This window comes from Gordonia polyisoprenivorans, from assembly GCF_017654315.1.
In the GTDB taxonomy this organism is placed as follows: Bacteria; Actinomycetota; Actinomycetes; order Mycobacteriales; family Mycobacteriaceae; genus Gordonia; species Gordonia polyisoprenivorans_A.
Map to the genome: position 1 here is coordinate 1,178,576 of NZ_CP072203.1, position 17,757 is coordinate 1,196,332.

Below are 17,757 nucleotides of genomic sequence, written 5' to 3' on the forward strand. Positions count from 1 at the left end.
TCTCAGTCGCCCGTCTGGTTGCTGCGGCTGCGACGCAGCAACTCGTGCACGCTGATCCGATCGTCGTCCTCGGTGTCGCGGGCATGACGATCCGATGTCGTCCGGTCACGGCCCGGCGAGGCGGCTCGCGGGTCGTCGGCGGACGCCGCACCCGCGCGATCGGGTCCGGCACGACCTGGTGCGGCCGGATCGGGGACGTCGGCCGTGGTGGTCGGGTCCGTGGTGGTCGGGTCCGCGGTGGTCGGATCACTGACGGCGCGTGGCGGCACCAGCCGCGACGATCCCTGCGACAGACCACGATCCATGGGGGAGGGACGGTCGGGACGTGCCTCGGTGGGGGCCGGGCGACCGCGTCGAGAGCGTTCCTCCGGGCTCAACGATGCGGCCAGCGGACGCTGGCCGGTCTGGTCGAGCTCGGGCCGACGCGACAGCGGTGATCCCGGTCCCGGTTGTGGCCCGCTCGCGCTGCCGGGTGGAGGTCCCGAGGGCGGTGGTGCTGACGGCGGTGTCGGCGGACGGCGGGTCACGTCGGGACGTGCACGGTGACCCGGCTGGGATTGAGTGCCCGGCTGCGATTGAGTGCCCCGCTGGGGCCGGCCCGACGCCGGCGGTGCCGTTCGGGGGCGCGGCGCGTTCGGTGGTTGCGGCGTACCCGGTGGTTGCGGCCGTGCTGCGCCCGAAGCGCCCGAAGTGTTCGGCGCGCCGGGCGATTCCGTTGCTCCTGCGACCGGGCCGGGAGCACTGAGTCGGATGCCGCCCTCGCCGAGGCTCCACCCGCCGGTATCGGGGCGGTCCTGTGTGTTCGGCGAGTAACGCCGCGGCGGGACCGGCGGTGCGTCGGCGGGTGCGGAGGCCACCGGCCGAGGTATCTTCGGGCGGGGGCCGGTCGTCACGCGCGGCGCCGGCATGTCACCCGACGGAGGTGCGGACGGACCGCGTCGAGCGGTGGCCGGCGGTGTGGGAACTTTGTGCGCCGGAACCTTCTGGGTGGAAACCCGTTGCGGCCGGGCGTGATTCGACGTCAATGGGGATGCGGCCGATGCGGGTGCTGAGGGCCTGCGGGGTCCGCCCGGTTCCACCGTTTGCGGGGTGGCCCGACCGGCGCGGCGTCGCGTACCCGCGGCCGACGGTGCTGCGGCCATCACCGACGTCGGAACCTCCGAGACCAGGGTGCCCGCGCTGATCGCGCGCGGCGCGACGGCGTCGGGACGCTTGTCGTCGGGCTCCTCGTCGAGAATGATCTCGCCCAGACCGATCTTTCGCTGCAGCGTGCGCATCCACCGCGGTGCCCACCAGCAGTCGTCGCCGAGCAGCTTCATCACCGACGGCACCAACAGCATGCGAATGACGGTGGCGTCCAAGATGAGTGCGGCGATCATGCCGTACGCGATGTACTTCATCATCACGATCTCGGACAGGCCGAACGCGCCGGTGACCACCACGAGAATGGCGGCGGCCGCGGTGATGATGCGACCGGTCAGCGCGGTGCCGACGCGGATCGCCTCCGTCGTCGACGCCCCGCGTTGTCTCGCTTCGACCATGCGGGACAACAGGAATATCTCGTAGTCCGTCGACAGACCGAACACGATGGCGATGATCAGAACCAGCACCGCGGCAAACAGCGGGCCGGGTGTGAAGTTGGCGATGCCTGCGCCATGGCCGTCGACGAAGATCCACGTCAGGATGCCCAGCGTGGCGCCGAGACCCAACACCGACATCAACGCCGCCTTGATCGGCAACACCACCGACCCGAACGCCAAGAACATCAACAGTCCGGTGATCAGCACGAGCATCAGTGCCATCAACGGAAGCCGTTGCAGCAGAGCATCAATGGAGTCCTGGGTGAGCGCCGGTGTGCCGGCCACCCACATGCGCATACCGCTGGGCACATCGATCTTGCGCAGGTCCTTGATGGCCTCACCCGCGGTGTCGCGATTCACCAGACCCGCCGACATCTGCAGCACCTGCAGCCCCGACGAGCCGTAGCTGCCGGTCAGGGCGCCGTCATCGGCGGAGGAGCTGAATTTCTTGGTGAAGCCGGGGATCTTGTTCGCCTCGTCGGCGATCTGCGAAATCGCATTACCCGCCGACGAGTTGTTCTCGTCGTACATGATGACGAGCTTGATGTCCTCGGTGCGTTCGGTCGGGAAGTACTTGTCGAAGGCTTCCTGTGCGACCCGGCTCGGATTGTCCGGCGGCAGATACTGCTCGCTGATACCACCGAACTTGATGCCGCCGAACGGGATCGTCAGCACCAGCAGCAACAGCACGGTGGGCACCGCGGTGGCCACCGGATGCTTCATCACCCAGCCCGAGAGCCGACCCCAGAATCCGTTCTCGATCTCTTCGCGCGACTTGGTGCGGCCGGTGAGGTCGGCGACGCGGTGGTCGAGCCGATCGGCGCCGGACGGGGAGAACTTCCGGACGATCGGGAACAGGGTGTAGGAGAGCATCCAGCGCAGCGAGAACGCGTCGACGCGCGGCCCGAGGATGGCCAGGAGCGCGGGCAGCACGGTGATCGAGAGGATCGCCGCCAGTGACACCGATGCGATCGCGCCGTAGGCCACCGACTTGAGGAAGCCCTGCGGCATGATCAGCAGACACGCGATCGCCGCGACGATGATCGTCGCCGAGAACACCACCGTCTGTCCGGCGGTCATCACGGTTCTTCGTACCGCGGCCTTCGTCGAATACCCCTCGGCGAGTTCTTCTCGGAACCGGCTGACGATGAACAGGCCGTAGTCGATGGCGATACCCAGACCGATCAGGGTGACCACCGATTGGGCGAAGATGTTCAGCTCGGTGATCTGGGCGATCGCATTCATGATGCCCAGCGAGCCGGCGATCGTCAGACCGCCGATGAAGACCGGCAGACAGGCGGCGATGACACCGCCGAAGATGAAGAACAGCATCAACGCGACCAGCGGCAGGGCGATGATCTCGGCGCGGTGGATGTCGGCGTCCATGCCGCGCGCCATCGCGCCCGCGACCGGCTGCAGGCCGGCGAGTTGGAACGTGGTGCCGGCCGGTAGGTCGTAGCGCTGCGCGATGTTGTCGAAGAACGGCTCGATCGTCTTGAAGTTGTTGAGCACCGTGGTGTCGTCGTTGCCGGCGACACCGATGCTGATGAACGCCCGCTGCTGATCAGGGGTGATCGTGCGGGATCTGACGATGTCCTGCGCAGCCTTGCCCGCGGCGTCGGTCGGCGTGAAGAACGGGTCGATGACCTGCTGATTGTTGCGTAGCGCCGACTGCTCGCCCTGCGGTGTGGAGGTGTCGCCGTTGTAGGCGCGCTGCACGATCGTCGGGTACTTGGTCAGCATGTCGTCGACGAACTTCTCGACCTTCGTGCTGATCTGCGGGTCGGTCACCTTGGTGCCGGGCGGGGCGGTGATCAGCAGGATGACGTCGGAGCGGTGATCGCGGCCGAGGGCGGTGTCGGCGACGACCGAACCCTTCGACGACTGCGACGTCGGATCGAACCAGCCGCTCTGGCTGAGATGTTTGCTGAGTCCGAGGCCGTAGAGCCCCAGTCCGCCCATCAACACCACCAGGACGGCGATGACGGCGAAGCGCATCCGATAGACGAATGTGCCGATGGCTCCGAACACGCCGAGTCCTTTCTGAAAGTCCGGGGAAGAATTGTCGCAGCGCCTCCTGAGCTCTCCCTGAGGTACTGCCCGTGAGGCCCCCGACGCCTCGTTCCTGCGGTTATGCCGGCCGGCTCACCGGAGAAGCGCCGACAGCGGCCGGAACGGCGCCAGCCACGCACCCTCGTCGGGCAGCGAGTCCAGGCCGATACGCGGTAGCGGTTCGCGGAACACGCCGGGGATGTCTTCGAGATCGACGAACTCGAGTTCGTCGGTCGTCAACGCCCAGCTGGCGTGTTCGCGGAAACCGATCACGGTGACCGGGACACCGTCGGCGACGATCTCCAACAGTGGTTCCCGGAACGCCTGCCCGTCGGCAGACGCCACGATCAGTCCGGCTAACCCCACAGTGTGCCTGCGCAACTCGATGTGGTCGAGCATGTCGGAGTCGACGTCGCTGTCCTCGGACACCTTGGGCTTGGCGAACACGGCGTACCCGACGTTGCGCAAGGCCTCCACCCACGGCCGCACGACATCGGCGCTACCAGGCACGATGTTGGTGAACACGGTCGCCTCGGGTTCCACCGGACGCCCGGCCGCCGAGCCGTCGGCGGCTGTGTCGAGGTCCACGTCGCCGACCGCGCGCCGACCGGACAGATCGGCTGTCCGGGTCAGCATCCACCGTCCGAGGGCGTCGAAGCGGGGGCGGTGTGCCGCGGTCGGCCGGCCGCCGAGGATCGCGCCGAGCCCCATGTCCATGTTCGGTGCGTCCCAGACCAGCAGCATGCGCGGGGCGCCGCTCTGGCCGGCGATCGTGTCGGCGAATCGACCGCCGGGCGGGGTCGGTGCGGCGTCGTTCATCGATTCTCCTCGGCCCTGGTGGGTGGGTCCTGCGGCGGCTTGACGTAGACGAACTCGTTGACGTCGCGGCCCTCGCGTTCGGCGCGTCCCTCGAATTTCGTCGTCGGCCGGCTCAGTGAGATGGGCGTCGGGCGGGTCGCCGGCACGACGTGCGGCGCGGCCGGGTCCTGGGTGGCCAGGATCTCGGCGATCCACTCGGCGTAGTCGGCGTGGTCGGTGGCGATGTGCAGAATGCCGCCGTCGACGAGCCGATCGGCCATCAATTCGACGGTGCCGCGCTGGATGAAGCGGCGTTTGTGGTGGCGGGACTTGGGCCACGGGTCGGGAAAGAAGACCCGGATACCGGTGAGACTGCGCGGCCGGATCAGTTCCCGCAGCACCACCAGTGCGTCACCGCGGATCATCCGGACGTTGGTGAGACCGCCCCGGTCGATCAGGCCGAGTAGCTGGGCGAGTCCCGGTTTGTAGACCTCGACGGCGACGACGTCGACGTCGGGTTCGGCCTGCGCCATCGCCGCGGTCGAGATCCCGGTGCCGCTGCCGACCTCGAGGATCCGCGGCGCGTCCCGGCCGAACGCGGCGGTCATGTCCATCGGCGGCTCCGGCGTCTGATCGGCTCCGGTCGCCAGATCTCGGCCGAGGCGGGGCCACAGGGTCTCCCAATTGCGCTGCTGGTTGGGCGTCAGGGTGCCGCGGCGGAACCGGAAGCTCGTCACCCGCGGGTACAGCCGGGACCGATCGGCGTACTCACCGGCGGGCTGGTTCCGGACGGAATCGCCCTGCTCACGCGCGGTGGCGTCGGCGGCAGGGGGCACCGGTCGGTCAGTGTTCACCGGTCCATCGTGTCCTATCGCCGTGACGAGGTCATCCTCGACACCCTGGGCCTGTGTATTTCTGTGACGCAGGTCGGGCTTGTCCGGGTTAGGCTGCCAGACCAGGGGAGATGTGGGGGAGAGGTGAATGACCGACCGACGTGGTGAGCTGGCGCGTGTGCTCGACGGCGCTCCGTCGGCGGTGTGTGACGTCCTGCCCGCCGCGGTGCGCGCCGAGGTGTCGGCGTCGGCGAGCCATCACCGGCGTGCCCTGACGATCGCGGTCACCGGCCGTCCGGGCACCGGGCGCGACACCATGACGCGGGCGGTGCGCGAACGCTTGCGGGTCGGCGCGCTCGGACCGGGCGAGGACCCCGACGCGATCGACGGCGCCGATCTCCGGGTGCACGTGATCGTGGCCGCGGTACGCCGCGCCGACCACGAGATCCTTGCCTCGTTGCCCGTCGATCGCACGATCGTCGTCCTCGGCAAGGCCGACACCCATCCCGATCCGCGCGACGCCGCGCACGCAGCGGCCGATGCCGCCCGGGTGCTGGGCCGACCGGTCACGGCGGTCTCGGCGCTTCTCGCCTGTGCTGATGTCACCGAGGCGGAGTGGACCTTTCTCGCCGACCTCGTCGCCCGCGACGAGCAGATGCCGTCGATGGCCGGGCACTTCCTCGTCGGCGATCCCGGCGGACGCGAACGCACGCTGCGACGCGGCTTGCTGCGGCGCCTGGACCGGTTCGGTATCGAGACCGCTCTGGACCTGATGGGTGCCGGCGCGGTGGCCGACGCCGCCGGTCTCAACGCGACGTTGCACCGGCTCAGCGGCATGGAGGCGCTCGTCCCGATGGTCGCCGCGTGTGTCGGCGAGGTCCGGGCACGTCGGGAGAGCGCGGTCCGCGACCGCCTGGAGGGTCTGGCCGTCGCAGGGGTCGCGCGCGAGGGGATCGAGCAGTTGCTGCGCGTGCCGGAGGTGGTGCGGTGAACGTGACCGCGGCGCAGATCAGCCCGGATGGTGTCGGTACGGGTGGTGTCGGTTCAGGTGGGACCGGTACTGATGAGATCTACCACCAGGTGTGGCAGGCGACCGGCTTCGATGTGACGAGCATGCCCGAGCTCGGGGCGTCGATTGTGGTGGCCGGCGGGGTGGATACGGCCGTCGAGGATCTGCTGGCCGCCTGCGGTGAGGTCGCCCCCGATCTGCCGATGTCGGTGGCCGGTTCCGGTCCGGTGACCGGCGGGTTCGGCGCGGGCCTGATGGTGCTGGATCCGTCGTCGGATCTCGACGCCGACGAGGTCGAACTGTTCATGCGGTTGCGGACCGAGGTGGGCACGGTGGCCCTCGTGTGTACCGGAATCGACGCATTCTGGGAGTGGCCGCGACGGCTGCGCGCGCACCGCGCCGTTCTCGATCCCGCCGAGAAGCTCCCGGTGTTCGCGGTGTCGGCGGCGGCTGCGCTGGCCGGCGCGGTCGACGAGTCCGGGTTCGCCGACCTGGTGGCCTGGATGCAGGAGGGTCTGACGCGCCCGGTCGAGCAGCGCGTCGAGCAGGCCCGGCTCGCGGCATGTGTGGCGGCACTGGACCGGTGTATCCGCGACGACCATCTCGCCGCGACCGCCACCGCGCACACCGACCCGGAGGAACTGATGCGTCGCCGCCGCACTCTGGTGGCCACCCGTGACCGCGGACGGACCGACCGTCTCGCCGCGGTACGCGCCGGGGTCGCCGGCGTTCGCACGGCCACCGTCGCCGACGCACAGACCGGATTCCGGGCGCTGCTCGCCGCGGCGAACCGGCGCTGTGCGCATGCCACACCCGACGAGCTGGCGACCCACCTGACCTGGTTGGACACCGAGATCGCACAGATCAACCACCGAGTCGATACCGCCCTCGACGACCGGCTCGAGGCCGTCGGGGCGACGGCACTGCTCGGGGTCGACGGCGACGAGCAGGGGCGCGGTCCCGGTCCGGCGGGGCAGGCGGCAGCGGCGGTCCGTCGTGCCCCGCCGGCCGGTCGTCGAGGCGCCGAGGATGCATTGATGGTGCTCATCGGTGCGTCCACCGGGGTCGGCGTCGGACGCCTCATCGTCTCGCCGATGGCGTCGGTGCACACGCTGCAATGGATCTCGATGCCGTTGACCCTGGTGATCGGCGTGGCCGTGGCGTTCTGGGTGATCCGGATCCGACGCGCGGCCGCGCGGCGCACCGATCTGCGGTCCTTCTCGGCAGAAGTGCTCACCGAGGCTCGCGGCCGGCTCGAACAGCGCATCGCCTCACGGAGCACCGAGGCCGAGTCACGTCTGGCCGGGCAGATCACCCGGCATCATGAACGCCGGGTCCGCCACGTCGCCGCCGACGTCGCCGAGATCGACGCGACCCTGCGCCGGCTGCGTGCCGTGCAACCGGCCGGGGCCACCTCGGAGTCGGTTCGGTTGACCGAGCTGCGGCGCGCGGTGGCGACACAGCTGGCCGAGGCGACGCGAACGCCGACACGGACCGAGACGACCACCGCACCCGCGGTCATGAGGAGTGAGCCGGTCATGAGGAGTGAGCACTGATGGAACCGTTCGTACTGGGCGAGGGCGGGGACCCGGACGACGACGCGGCCGCCGGGCTGTGGCATGGCGACGCGGAGATCGAGGACGCGGCCCACCTCGCCGGACTCCCCGACACCCCGCTACCCGGTGAGGAGTCCGCCGCAGGTGCCGACGACCACCTGTGGATGTATGAGGACGGTCGGGTGTGGGATCTCGGTCCCGCCGACGTCGACACCGACGCCGACGGTGTCGCCGACTCGTTGACCCGGACCGGCCCCGACGGCATGACCGTCTACACCGACCGCGATCACGACGGGCGCGTCGATACCGTCACCCGAATCGGCTCCGACGGCGACTACGAGGCGCACCGTCTGGCCGCCGACGGACGCACCTGGGTGCCGACCGATTCGGGCAGGCTCGACTGACACCAGGACGCGCGCAACGAGCCCGCCGACGGGTCGCGCAAGGGCCTGCGGGGCTCGCGCGATAGGGAGTGAATCGGACTTTCGCGAGGATCTCAAACCGCCATTCGGGGGTGATATCGCAGGTCACGGCGTTTCGTGGGTTGCCGACTGTCGTAAGTGGACCTATGGAAATGTGGCATATACCGCATCTGTTAACCCCGCCACCTAGCGGACGTTCGGCGACCGTATCCTGGGGATAAGCCGCCGTACCCTCGGTCACCATGGATGGTGGCCAACTCCGAGGAGGAGATATGACCTCAGCAACCATTCCCGGATTGGATCCCGACAGCGCCCCGACCTCACACGCGGGCCTGCTGGCATGGGTCGCCGAAGTCGCCGAGCTGACCCAGCCCGACCGGGTGGTGTGGTCCGACGGTAGCGACGAGGAGTGGGAGCGGCTGACCGCGGAGCTGGTCGAGGCCGGGACGCTGGTCAAACTCAACGAGGATCGCAAGCCCAACTCCTATCTCGCCAAGTCCGACCCCGCCGACGTCGCGCGCGTCGAATCGCGCACCTTCATCTGCGCCAATACCGCCGAAGAGGCCGGCCCCACGAACAACTGGGTCGACCCCGCCGAGATGCGCGCGACCATGACCGAGCTGTACCGGGGCAGCATGCGCGGCCGCACCATGTTCGTCATCCCCTTCTGCATGGGCCCCCTCGGCTCCGACGACCCGAAGCTCGGTGTCGAGCTCACCGACTCCGAGTACGTCGTGCTGTCGATGCGCATCATGACCCGCGTCGGCCCGAAGGTTCTCGAGGCACTGGGCGACGACGGCTTCTTCGTCAAGGGTCTGCACTCCGTGGGTGCCCCGCTCGAGCCCGGCCAGGCCGACGTGCCCTGGCCGTGCAACCCCGACAAGTACATCACCCACTTCCCCGAGGATCGTGAGATCTGGTCCTACGGTTCGGGTTACGGCGGAAACGCGCTGCTGGGCAAGAAGTGCTACGCGCTACGCATCGCGTCGGTCATCGCCCGCGACGAGGGCTGGCTGGCCGAGCACATGCTGATCCTGAAGCTGACCAGCCCGCAGAACAAGGTGTACTTCGTCGCCGCGGCCTTCCCGAGCGCGTGCGGCAAGACCAACCTCGCGATGATCCAGCCCACCATCCCCGGATGGAAAGCCGAGACCGTCGGCGACGACATCGCGTGGATGCGCTTCGGTGACGACGGCCGTCTCTACGCGATCAACCCCGAATTCGGGTTCTTCGGTGTCGCTCCCGGCACCAGCGAGGACTCCAACCCGAACGCGATGAAGACCATCGAGGCCGGTAACACGCTCTACACCAACGTCGCACTGACCGACGACGGTGACATCTGGTGGGAGGGCATCGGCGGCGAGACCCCCGCGCACCTGACCGACTGGCTCGGCAACGAGTGGACGCCCGAGTCCGATCACAAGGCCGCACACCCGAATTCTCGATACTGCACCCCGATTTCCCAGTGCCCGTCGCTGGCGCAGGAATGGGACGACCCGCAGGGTGTGCCGATCTCGGCGATCCTGTTCGGTGGTCGTCGCAAGACCACGGTCCCGCTGGTGACCGAGGCCCGTGACTGGCAGAACGGCGTGTTCATGGGCGCCACCGTCGGTTCCGAGCAGACCGCCGCCGCCGAAGGCAAGGTCGGCACCGTCCGTCGCGACCCGATGGCGATGCTCCCGTTCATGGGCTACCACGTGGGCGACTACTTCGCGCACTGGATCAATCTCGGCAAGAACGCTGACGCGTCGAAGCTCCCGAAGGTCTTCTACGTCAACTGGTTCCGTCGTGGTGACGATGGTCGCTTCCTGTGGCCCGGCTTCGGCGAGAACAGCCGCGTGCTCAAGTGGATCATCGGACGCATCGAAGGCGAGAACGAGGGCGTCAACACCCCGATCGGCATCGTCGCCAAGCCCGACGAAATCGACGTCGCCGGCCTCGATCTGCCCGCCGAAGATCTCGCTGCCGCACTCGATTTCGACCCCGAGGAATGGCGCCGCGAGTTGCCGCTCATCGAGGAGCTGTTCGACTTCGTCGGTGAGAAGCTGCCGACGAGCCTGTCCGACGAGCTCGACCAGCTCAAACAGCGCCTCGCCTGAAAGCCTCGATCATCCGTTGAGATGACACGGGACTCCTGAGGTATCGTTGCCCCCTATGAGACTTCGCTCATGGGGGGCAGCGTTCGTTTCGGCGCTCGCCGTCTCGCTGACCATCGGATCCGGCGTGGCGACGGCGGTGCCCGGTTCGCCGGTTCCCGGCCAATCCATGGCCACCTCGCGATATGTCGACACCGAGATCGTGCCCGGCATACCGTCTTTCGGGGCTATTTCGGGTATCGACCAGACCGCCAACGGCGACTACGCGATGATCTCGACCGATGTCGGTCGTGCCGGTCCCGCCCGCTTCTACACCACCCACATCGACTACTACCCGTCGGTCGGTCAGCTCGGCGTCCCGCGCTTCACCGGCGGTGGTACCGTACTCAGCCCGCTGAATCTGCCGCTGCTGCCCGGTGATGCGCAGTTCGAGGGCATCCGGTCGGTCGGTGGTGGCTACGTCGTCGTGAGCGGCGGGGCGCATCAGTTCGTCCGTCAGATCGGCCCGTTCGGTACGTTCGTCCGAGATCTCCCGCTGCCCTCTGCGTGGCGCCCGACGCGGACCGCAGGTGTCAACGGCCAGAAGGGACTCACCGGGGTGGCCGTCGGGCCGCGCGGACAGATCAGTGTGATCACCGCCGGCGGGCTGCGCCAGGATCCGGGTAACGCGGCCCGGCTGCTGACCTTCGGATCGGGTCGCGGGCAGAGCGAGTACGTCTACCGCACCGACCCCGGCAAGGTCGCCGCCGACGTCATCGCCGTCAACAACACCGACTACCTGGTCCTCGAACGCGGTCGCGGACGAGTGACGAGCATCTACTGGGCCACCACCCGCGGCGCCGACGCGGTGACCGGCAAGGCCAAGCTCTCCGGCTCCGAGAAGGCGATGTCCAAGACCGAGATCTTCTCGGCCAACCCGTTGCCGAATCTGGTGACCGGCAACATGTCCGGAATGGCATGGGGCAATTGGCTTCCCGACGTCCGCGGACAGAACTATCGGGCCCGGATGCTCTACGTCGTCACCAACAACATGTTCGCCGGACCGACCCGCGTGCACGCGATCGAGGTGCGCTTCCCACGTCGCTGACCCACACCCGGACACGGGCCACGCCCGCGACCGGGGTGAGTTCAGGGACAACCCCGATGGCCATTCCGGCGCCGACCTGGCACCGTGGTGGCCATGACATCAGCGCACGCAGAGATGACGCAACCGCGCGGCACCGCCGCCGCGGCCGGATCCGAGGGTCTGACCAAGGTCTACGGAACAGGTGACACCGCCGTTCACGCTCTGCGTGGCGTGACCATCGAGTTCGCCGCCGGACAGTTCACCGCGATCATGGGGCCGTCGGGGTCGGGGAAGTCGACGCTGATGCACTGCCTCGCCGGTCTCGACGACGCCACCGGGGGTCGCGCCTACATCGGTGACGTCGCCCTCACCGGGCTCTCCGACAAGGAGATGACCAAACTCCGCCGCGACCGCATCGGCTTCGTGTTCCAGTCGTTCAATCTGGTGCCCACCCTGACCGCGGCCGAGAACATCACCCTGCCGCTCGACATCGCCGGCCGACCGGTGGACAAGGAGTGGTTCGACACCGTCATCGGCCGCCTCGGCATCGGGGATCGGCTCGGCCACCTACCGACCGAACTGTCGGGCGGCCAGCAGCAGCGCGTCGCGTGTGCACGCGCACTGGTCGGCAAGCCCGACATCATCTTCGGTGACGAGCCGACCGGCAACCTCGATTCCCGCTCCTCCGGAGAGGTTCTCGCGATCCTGCGCGCGGCCACCGACGAGTTCGGGCAGACCGTCGTCATCGTCACCCACGATCCTCGCGCCGCGTCCTACGCCGACCGTGTGGTCTTCCTCGCCGACGGCAACATCGTGCGGGAGCTGACCCGCCCCACCGCCGACGACGTGTTCGAGGTCATGCGTCACCTCGATGACAAACCGGGGGATGACAAGCCGGGGGACGCGACACCGGTCGACGGGCTCACCGGCACCACGGACTCCGGTGCACCTGCCGCCGGCCAGGCCACCGCCCCGGTCAACCCGACCGACGGAACGCCCCGCGGGCGCCACGAGGCTCGCTGACCAATGGCCGCATCATCGGTGATGCGCAAGGTCTCCCTGCGAAACCTGCGTGCGCACAAGCTCCGATTGTTCCTGACCGTCTTCTCGATCGTCCTGGGTACCTCGTTCGTTGCCGGGTCGATCGTGTTCACCTCCACCATCTCCCACGCGTTCAACTCGATCTTCGAAGGCGCGGCACAAGGTGTGGCCGTCGAGATCACGCCGCAACGATCGACCTCCGACGGTGTGCCTGACAGCGTCGTCGACCAGCTCCGGGATCGTAAGCAGGAGTTGGGGATCGACAAGATCGTCACCAATCAGCAGGGGCCGGTGACGATCGCCGGCGCCGACGGCAAGGCGCTGCAGACCGGTGGTGCCCCGAGTATCGCCACCGCCTACATTCCGCCGGATCAGGCGATCTCCTCGGAGAGACTGCTGCCCGGTGGCCGGGCGCCCAATGGGCAGAACGAGATCGTGCTCAACTCCTCGGCCGCCGACAAGGGTGGCCTGAAGGTCGGATCGAAGACGAAACTCGTGATCGGACAAGGTAGTACGCAGCCGTTGGAGGTGACCGTCGTCGGCCTCGTCGACCTGCCCACCTCGACCGGCGGGTACGTCAACGTCCAGTTCGACCAGCAAACCGCGTCCGACATCTTTTCCGACGGTTCGCATGTCGCGGTGGTCGACATGTCCGCGGTGTCCGGGGTATCCGCCGACGAACTCGCCAAGCGGGTGTCGGCGCTCGTCGACACCGACGAGTACAAGGTGCGTACCGGCGACCAGGTGCGCGCGGACGAGAAGGCCCAGGTCAACCAGTTCCTGACCATTTTCACCGGAATCCTGTTGGCATTCGCGGCAATCGGGCTCATCGTCGGTACCTTCATCATCTACAACACCTTCTCGATGATCGTCGCGCAACGCAATCGTGAACTGGCCCTGCTGCGCGCCATCGGTGCCAGCCGGCGTCAGGTGTCGCGCTCGGTGCTCTTCGAGGCGTTCGTCGTCGGCGTCATCGGCGGGCTCGTCGGGCTCGGTGTCGGCATCGGATTGGCCGCGGTGTTGAAGGCGGTGGTTGGTTCCGCGTCGGGTCTGCCGAGTGGTTCCCTGCAGGTCGGTGTGTGGGCGGTGCTCGCCGCGCTGTTCGTCGGGATCGTCGTCACGATGGTCAGCGCGTGGGTGCCCGCGGTCCGTGCCGCACGGGTGTCCCCGGTGGAGGCGATGCGTGCCGGGGTCACCGAAGGTGCTGCGCCGCTCCGTAATCGGACGCTGGTCGGCGTCGTCTTCTTGCTGATCGCCATCGGCACGATCGCGTGGGGCGCGATGGGCGCAGGCCTATTGCGCGCGGTGGTGGTCGGTATCGGCGCTGGTGCGGCGATCGTCGCATCGGTGTTGGCCGGACCGGCACTGTCCAAACCCATCGTGGGTGGTCTCGGCCGGGTGATCGGTGCGCCGTTCGGCACGGTCGGACGGTTGGCCCGGACCAACGCGGTGCGCAATCCACGACGCAGCGCGGCGACCGCGTTCGCGCTGACCCTCGGTCTGATGCTGGTCGCCGTGATCGGCACCCTCGGCGCCTCGTTCAAGGGAACCGTCGATCAGGCCGTCGACGCGGGTATCCGGGCCGACTACATCGTTGCGGGCACCAACAATTCGCCGGTGCCCGAGTCGGTGGCCGGGGCGGTCACCAAGGTGCCGGGCATCTCCGACGCCGTGTCGTTCGGCATCGTGTCGGCGCGTATCGACGGTCAGCCGCGCACCGGGTTCGCCGCTCTCGGTGGTGATCTCAATGGTGTGTCGGTATTGAACATGCTCGACGGTGCATCCGACAAGCTGCCGGCCGACGGGATGTTCATCAGTGAACGCACCGCCAACGAGCGTGGCTGGAAACGTGGGCAGACCCTGACCTTCACCTCGGCCGACGGGTCGCAGGTGCCGGTCACGATCGCCGGCGTGTACCAGGACAACGAGGCGCTGCAGCCGTGGATGGTTGGCTCGCAGGTGTATGAGAAGGTCATGCCGGAAACGAGCCGGATCACGTTCGGGCTGTTCGTGAAGGCGGCACCCGGTACTAACCTCGACACCCTGCGCACCGATCTCGAGAACGCGACGTCGGGGTATCTGACGGTGCAGGTGGAGACCCGCGAGCAATACAAGAGCAGCATCTCCGAGCAGATTGATCAGATGCTCGCGACGTTGTACGCCATGCTCGGTCTCGCCCTGCTCATCGCGGTCCTCGGCATCATCAACACACTCGCGCTGTCGGTGGTGGAGCGCAAACGCGAGATCGGCATGCTGCGCGCGATCGGAACCCTGCGCAGTCAGATCAGACGGACCATCTATCTGGAGTCGGTGCTGATCGCGATCTACGGGGCCGTCCTCGGCGTCGTTCTGGGTTCGGTGATCGGTTGGGCTCTGGTGCGCACGCTCGCCCGGTGGGGGCTCGGTGATCCGGTGCTGCCGTGGAGCTTGATGGGCTGGACGCTGCTCGCCTCGGCCGCGGTCGGCGTGTTGGCCGCGTTGTGGCCCGCGGTGCGGGCTGCGCGGACGAAACCGCTCGAGGCGATCGCCGAAGGATGAGTTCTCCGGGTTGTCGGGGTTGGCGGCCCCGGTTTGGCACAATCGGCGCATGACTCAGCCACCGGAAGATCCGTGGGATCCGAATCGTCCGCCGCCGCACACGCGTGCGTTCGACCCTGAGCAGAATCCGGCGGAGTACCCCGACGCGGGTTATCCCCAGACCGGGTATGGCCAGACGGGATATGACCAGTCGGGTTACCCCCAGTCGGGTTACCCCCAGGGGGCTTATACGCAGGGCTACGGTCAGGAGCCGGGCGGCCCGCCGCCCACCGGACCGTACGGTGAGCCGCCGTCCGGGGGCAGCGGAGGCGGGGGTCGGCGGACCCTGATCCTGGCGCTTGCGGTGATCGCGGCCCTGGTGTTGATCGTGGTCGTCGCAGTGCTCGTCGTCCGGAGCACTGGTGGTGGTGATTCGACGGCGTCGCCGACGACGAGTTCGGTGTCGGCGACGCCGTCGACCACTACACCCACAACCACGACCACCACCGAGACGACAACGGAGGAGACGACCACCGCGCGGGTCACCGCGGGAGCTGTCGTCTACCAATTGACCGGCAGCGGTGACGTTGCCGGTGTGCGCTACCGCAAGGGCTCGGAGTTCGTCATCGATCCGGTGACCGCCGCGCCATGGTCGATGACGACGACGGTCACCGGCGGTTCGGCCGAACTCACCGCAATCGTCGTTCGCGGTCCGGTGACCTGCACCATCATGCACGGTCGCGAACAGCTGACCTCGACCACGAGTAACGGTGGTCTCCTCCGCTGCGTGGCGGACCTGCCGAACTGACCATCGCTTCACCCGTTGCACCGATGGGTATCCGGTCCACCGTGGCCCGGTTCCAGCACCGGCGCAGCCGGTCTCGAGGCTCGCCGCACGCGGCTCGCACCTCGACCATCGGTCTGTGATGCTCGGCCCTTTTCGCCCGGTGGTCGAGGTGCCGAGGAGCGCCAGCGACGAGCCTCGAGACCCGTTGTGCCGAAAGGATTCCGGTCCACGGTGGTTCGGTTCCAGCGCTGGCGCAGCCGGTCTCGAGGCTCGCCGCACGCGGCTCGCACCTCGACCATCGGAGGGACCTGACTTCCCGGATCCGTCCAACCCGGTGGTCGAGGTGTGAGGAGCGACAGCGACGAGCCTCGAGACCCCTTGTGCCGAAAGGATTCCGGGCCACGGTCGGCACGACACCTCGACCACCGGGTGGTCTTCTCTATGGAGTTCTCAAACAACAGATGCGGTCCCGGCGAGGCCGGGTGCAGGGAATCAGGTAGTGGGGCAGGGTAGGTCAGGCGGCGGTGTCGTCGAGTCGCATGGTGCGGCGGTGGTAGGACGGTACCGGTCGGCGTTTCGGGTCCACGCTGGCGGGCGGGATCAGCCACGGGTGTCGGTCGAATCCGATGATGATGTCCCATCCGTGGTGGTGCACATCATCATGACAACTGCTGCACAGCAGGCAACCGTTATCGAGGTCGGTGGGACCACCATCGGCCCAGTGGTGCACATGGTGTCCTTGGCAACGTCCGGCGTGGGCACCGCATTTGATACACGCACGATCCCGCACCAACAACGCTTTGCGTTGCCCTGGGGTGAAGAAGCGCTTCTCTTCACCGACACTGAGCGGTACCCCATTCTGATCGAGCATGATTCTGGTGATCGTGGTGTCACACGACAACATTCTCGCGGTGGCTTCGGTGATGGCACCCATGTTCTGCAGATCCCCGCCGAGTGCCGGGTTGTCCGCCGACCACGTCCACAACAGTCCGTTCGTCGGTTTGGCCGAGAACGTGGTGTCCGCCAAGCCTTGTGCCGCCAACTCCACGATCGTCTCGAACGCGGCGGCGCAGATCTGTTCGGGTGTCCGCGGATCCGGGGACCCGTCGGGCTGAGGTTTCGGTGCCGACAAGGTTTCCATCAAAGTTCTGGTTTTCTCGCCCGCAATGATGTCGAGGTTCGCCGAGATCTCCAGCCGTCCGTCGTCGGTGATGCGGTCGGTGTAGGAGTTGATTCTCTTGTCCTCTGAGGCCGGTAACCCGCCAGGCATCTCCGCAGCGAGCTCGTTACCCAGCTGCCGTGCGTAGAGGTTGATCTCGGCGGGGGTGAATCCGGCGAAGTAGTGCGAGAGGAGTTTCTGCAGGTATTCACAGCGTTGGACGGTGTCGAGTGGTTCGGGGGAGCGGGTGTCGATGTGTGCCAGTCCGCGGACGATGGCGTCGGCGTGTTCGGACGAGATGGACCCGTCAGCAGCATGTGTCAACAACAGATCGATATCGGTAGTGGCCGAGATACGCACGTACCGACCTGCGACGGCGGGCGCGAAACCCATGCTGATCAACAACTCCCGTAGTCGGGTGGTCTTATGACCCGCCACGCCGAGGCGGTCCAGTTCGCCGGTGAGGGTGGTGGCGTGGTGATCGACCAGATTGCGCAACAGTAGGACTTGTTTCATCGCACCGAAAGCTTGGGGTCCGGTCATCTCCGGGTTCCATTGCAGGTCGCTGAGTTGGGTGACGGTGGCGGCGAAGACTGCTTCGGCATCAACGGATTCGGTGTCAAGGACTGTGGTGGATTCGATCATGGGCCCCTCCCCGGTGGCTGATCGGTGTGATGGCTCCAGTGTACATCGCCAGTGTGTTCGACGCAAGGGGTGGTTTGATCAATTCTGCTTGTGGACAACGTGTTTCGGCGTCGATTCTCTGTCGGTGGAGTGAGGTAGTGGGTGCGGTTTTCGTTTGTTTTGCTTTCGATGTGGTTGGGAGGCTGGTCATCTCGCC

Annotated in this window: 12 protein-coding genes; 8 read left to right on the plus strand and 4 right to left on the minus strand. The window is 67.5% G+C overall.

All coding sequences use genetic code 11. From position 1 onward, the window contains the following. Positions 1–2: 2 nt before the first annotated feature. The 3 genes from J6U32_RS05415 to trmB all read right to left on the minus strand — a co-directional run bounded on the left by J6U32_RS05415 (position 3) and on the right by trmB (position 5,266). The gene (locus J6U32_RS05415; RefSeq protein ID WP_208793887.1) at positions 3–3,611 is read right to left on the minus strand and encodes an MMPL family transporter; all 3,609 of its coding nucleotides are present in this window, start codon (positions 3,609–3,611) and stop codon (positions 3–5) included. 114 nt (positions 3,612–3,725) lie between these two features. Next, on the minus strand, positions 3,726–4,451 hold the full coding sequence (locus J6U32_RS05420) for an NYN domain-containing protein (protein WP_208793888.1): 726 nt from the start codon (positions 4,449–4,451) through the stop codon (positions 3,726–3,728). Next, positions 4,448–5,266: a tRNA (guanosine(46)-N7)-methyltransferase TrmB gene (trmB, locus tag J6U32_RS05425; protein ID WP_208795962.1), complete on the minus strand. Its 819-nt coding sequence runs from the start codon at positions 5,264–5,266 to the stop codon at positions 4,448–4,450. Before trmB ends, J6U32_RS05420 begins: the two co-directional genes overlap by 4 nt. 145 nt (positions 5,267–5,411) lie before the next feature. On the opposite strand from trmB, the gene J6U32_RS05430 reads away from it, so the two are divergent. From J6U32_RS05430 to J6U32_RS27245, 8 genes are all read left to right on the plus strand, one after another. Then, positions 5,412–6,254 (plus strand): hypothetical protein, encoded by an 843-nt coding sequence (locus J6U32_RS05430; RefSeq protein WP_208793889.1) that lies wholly within the window; start codon positions 5,412–5,414, stop codon positions 6,252–6,254. Beyond that, on the plus strand, positions 6,251–7,828 hold the full coding sequence (locus J6U32_RS05435) for a hypothetical protein (protein ID WP_208793890.1): 1,578 nt from the start codon (positions 6,251–6,253) through the stop codon (positions 7,826–7,828). Before J6U32_RS05430 ends, J6U32_RS05435 begins: the two co-directional genes overlap by 4 nt. Then, positions 7,828–8,232: a DUF6802 family protein gene (locus tag J6U32_RS05440; RefSeq protein ID WP_208793891.1), complete on the plus strand. Its 405-nt coding sequence runs from the start codon at positions 7,828–7,830 to the stop codon at positions 8,230–8,232. Before J6U32_RS05435 ends, J6U32_RS05440 begins: the two co-directional genes overlap by 1 nt. A gap of 290 nt (positions 8,233–8,522) precedes the next feature. After that, positions 8,523–10,349, plus strand: a complete 1,827-nt coding sequence (locus tag J6U32_RS05445) for a phosphoenolpyruvate carboxykinase (GTP) (RefSeq protein WP_208793892.1) — start codon at positions 8,523–8,525, stop codon at positions 10,347–10,349. Positions 10,350–10,404: 55 nt separating this feature from the next. After that, the gene (locus tag J6U32_RS05450; RefSeq protein ID WP_208793893.1) at positions 10,405–11,433 is read left to right on the plus strand and encodes an esterase-like activity of phytase family protein; all 1,029 of its coding nucleotides are present in this window, start codon (positions 10,405–10,407) and stop codon (positions 11,431–11,433) included. Between the two features lie 93 nt (positions 11,434–11,526). Beyond that, complete coding sequence (locus tag J6U32_RS05455) at positions 11,527–12,435, plus strand: ABC transporter ATP-binding protein (RefSeq protein ID WP_432276981.1); 909 nt, start codon at positions 11,527–11,529, stop codon at positions 12,433–12,435. A gap of 3 nt (positions 12,436–12,438) precedes the next feature. Then, a complete protein-coding gene (locus tag J6U32_RS05460; RefSeq protein ID WP_208793894.1) occupies positions 12,439–14,991 on the plus strand; it encodes an ABC transporter permease in 2,553 nt (850 codons plus the stop codon). A 49-nt stretch (positions 14,992–15,040) separates the two neighbouring features. Continuing rightward, complete coding sequence (locus J6U32_RS27245; RefSeq protein WP_244332629.1) at positions 15,041–15,778, plus strand: hypothetical protein; 738 nt, start codon at positions 15,041–15,043, stop codon at positions 15,776–15,778. Positions 15,779–16,271: 493 nt separating this feature from the next. Here J6U32_RS27245 and J6U32_RS05470 read toward each other — a convergent pair whose 3' ends face one another. Continuing rightward, a complete protein-coding gene (locus tag J6U32_RS05470; protein WP_208793895.1) occupies positions 16,272–17,561 on the minus strand; it encodes an HNH endonuclease signature motif containing protein in 1,290 nt (429 codons plus the stop codon). Positions 17,562–17,757 lie beyond the last annotated feature (196 nt).

Coding starts and splice junctions, on each gene's coding strand:
- J6U32_RS05420 (WP_208793888.1), bottom strand. CDS start 4,451: ATGAACGACGCCGCACCGACCCCGCCCGGCGGTCGATTCGCCGACACG.
- J6U32_RS05430 (WP_208793889.1), top strand. CDS start 5,412: ATGACCGACCGACGTGGTGAGCTGGCGCGTGTGCTCGACGGCGCTCCG.
- J6U32_RS05440 (WP_208793891.1), top strand. CDS start 7,828: ATGGAACCGTTCGTACTGGGCGAGGGCGGGGACCCGGACGACGACGCG.
- J6U32_RS05445 (WP_208793892.1), top strand. CDS start 8,523: ATGACCTCAGCAACCATTCCCGGATTGGATCCCGACAGCGCCCCGACC.
- J6U32_RS05450 (WP_208793893.1), top strand. CDS start 10,405: ATGAGACTTCGCTCATGGGGGGCAGCGTTCGTTTCGGCGCTCGCCGTC.
- J6U32_RS05455 (WP_432276981.1), top strand. CDS start 11,527: ATGACATCAGCGCACGCAGAGATGACGCAACCGCGCGGCACCGCCGCC.
- J6U32_RS05460 (WP_208793894.1), top strand. CDS start 12,439: ATGGCCGCATCATCGGTGATGCGCAAGGTCTCCCTGCGAAACCTGCGT.
- J6U32_RS27245 (WP_244332629.1), top strand. CDS start 15,041: ATGACTCAGCCACCGGAAGATCCGTGGGATCCGAATCGTCCGCCGCCG.
- J6U32_RS05470 (WP_208793895.1), bottom strand. CDS start 17,561: ATGATCGAATCCACCACAGTCCTTGACACCGAATCCGTTGATGCCGAA.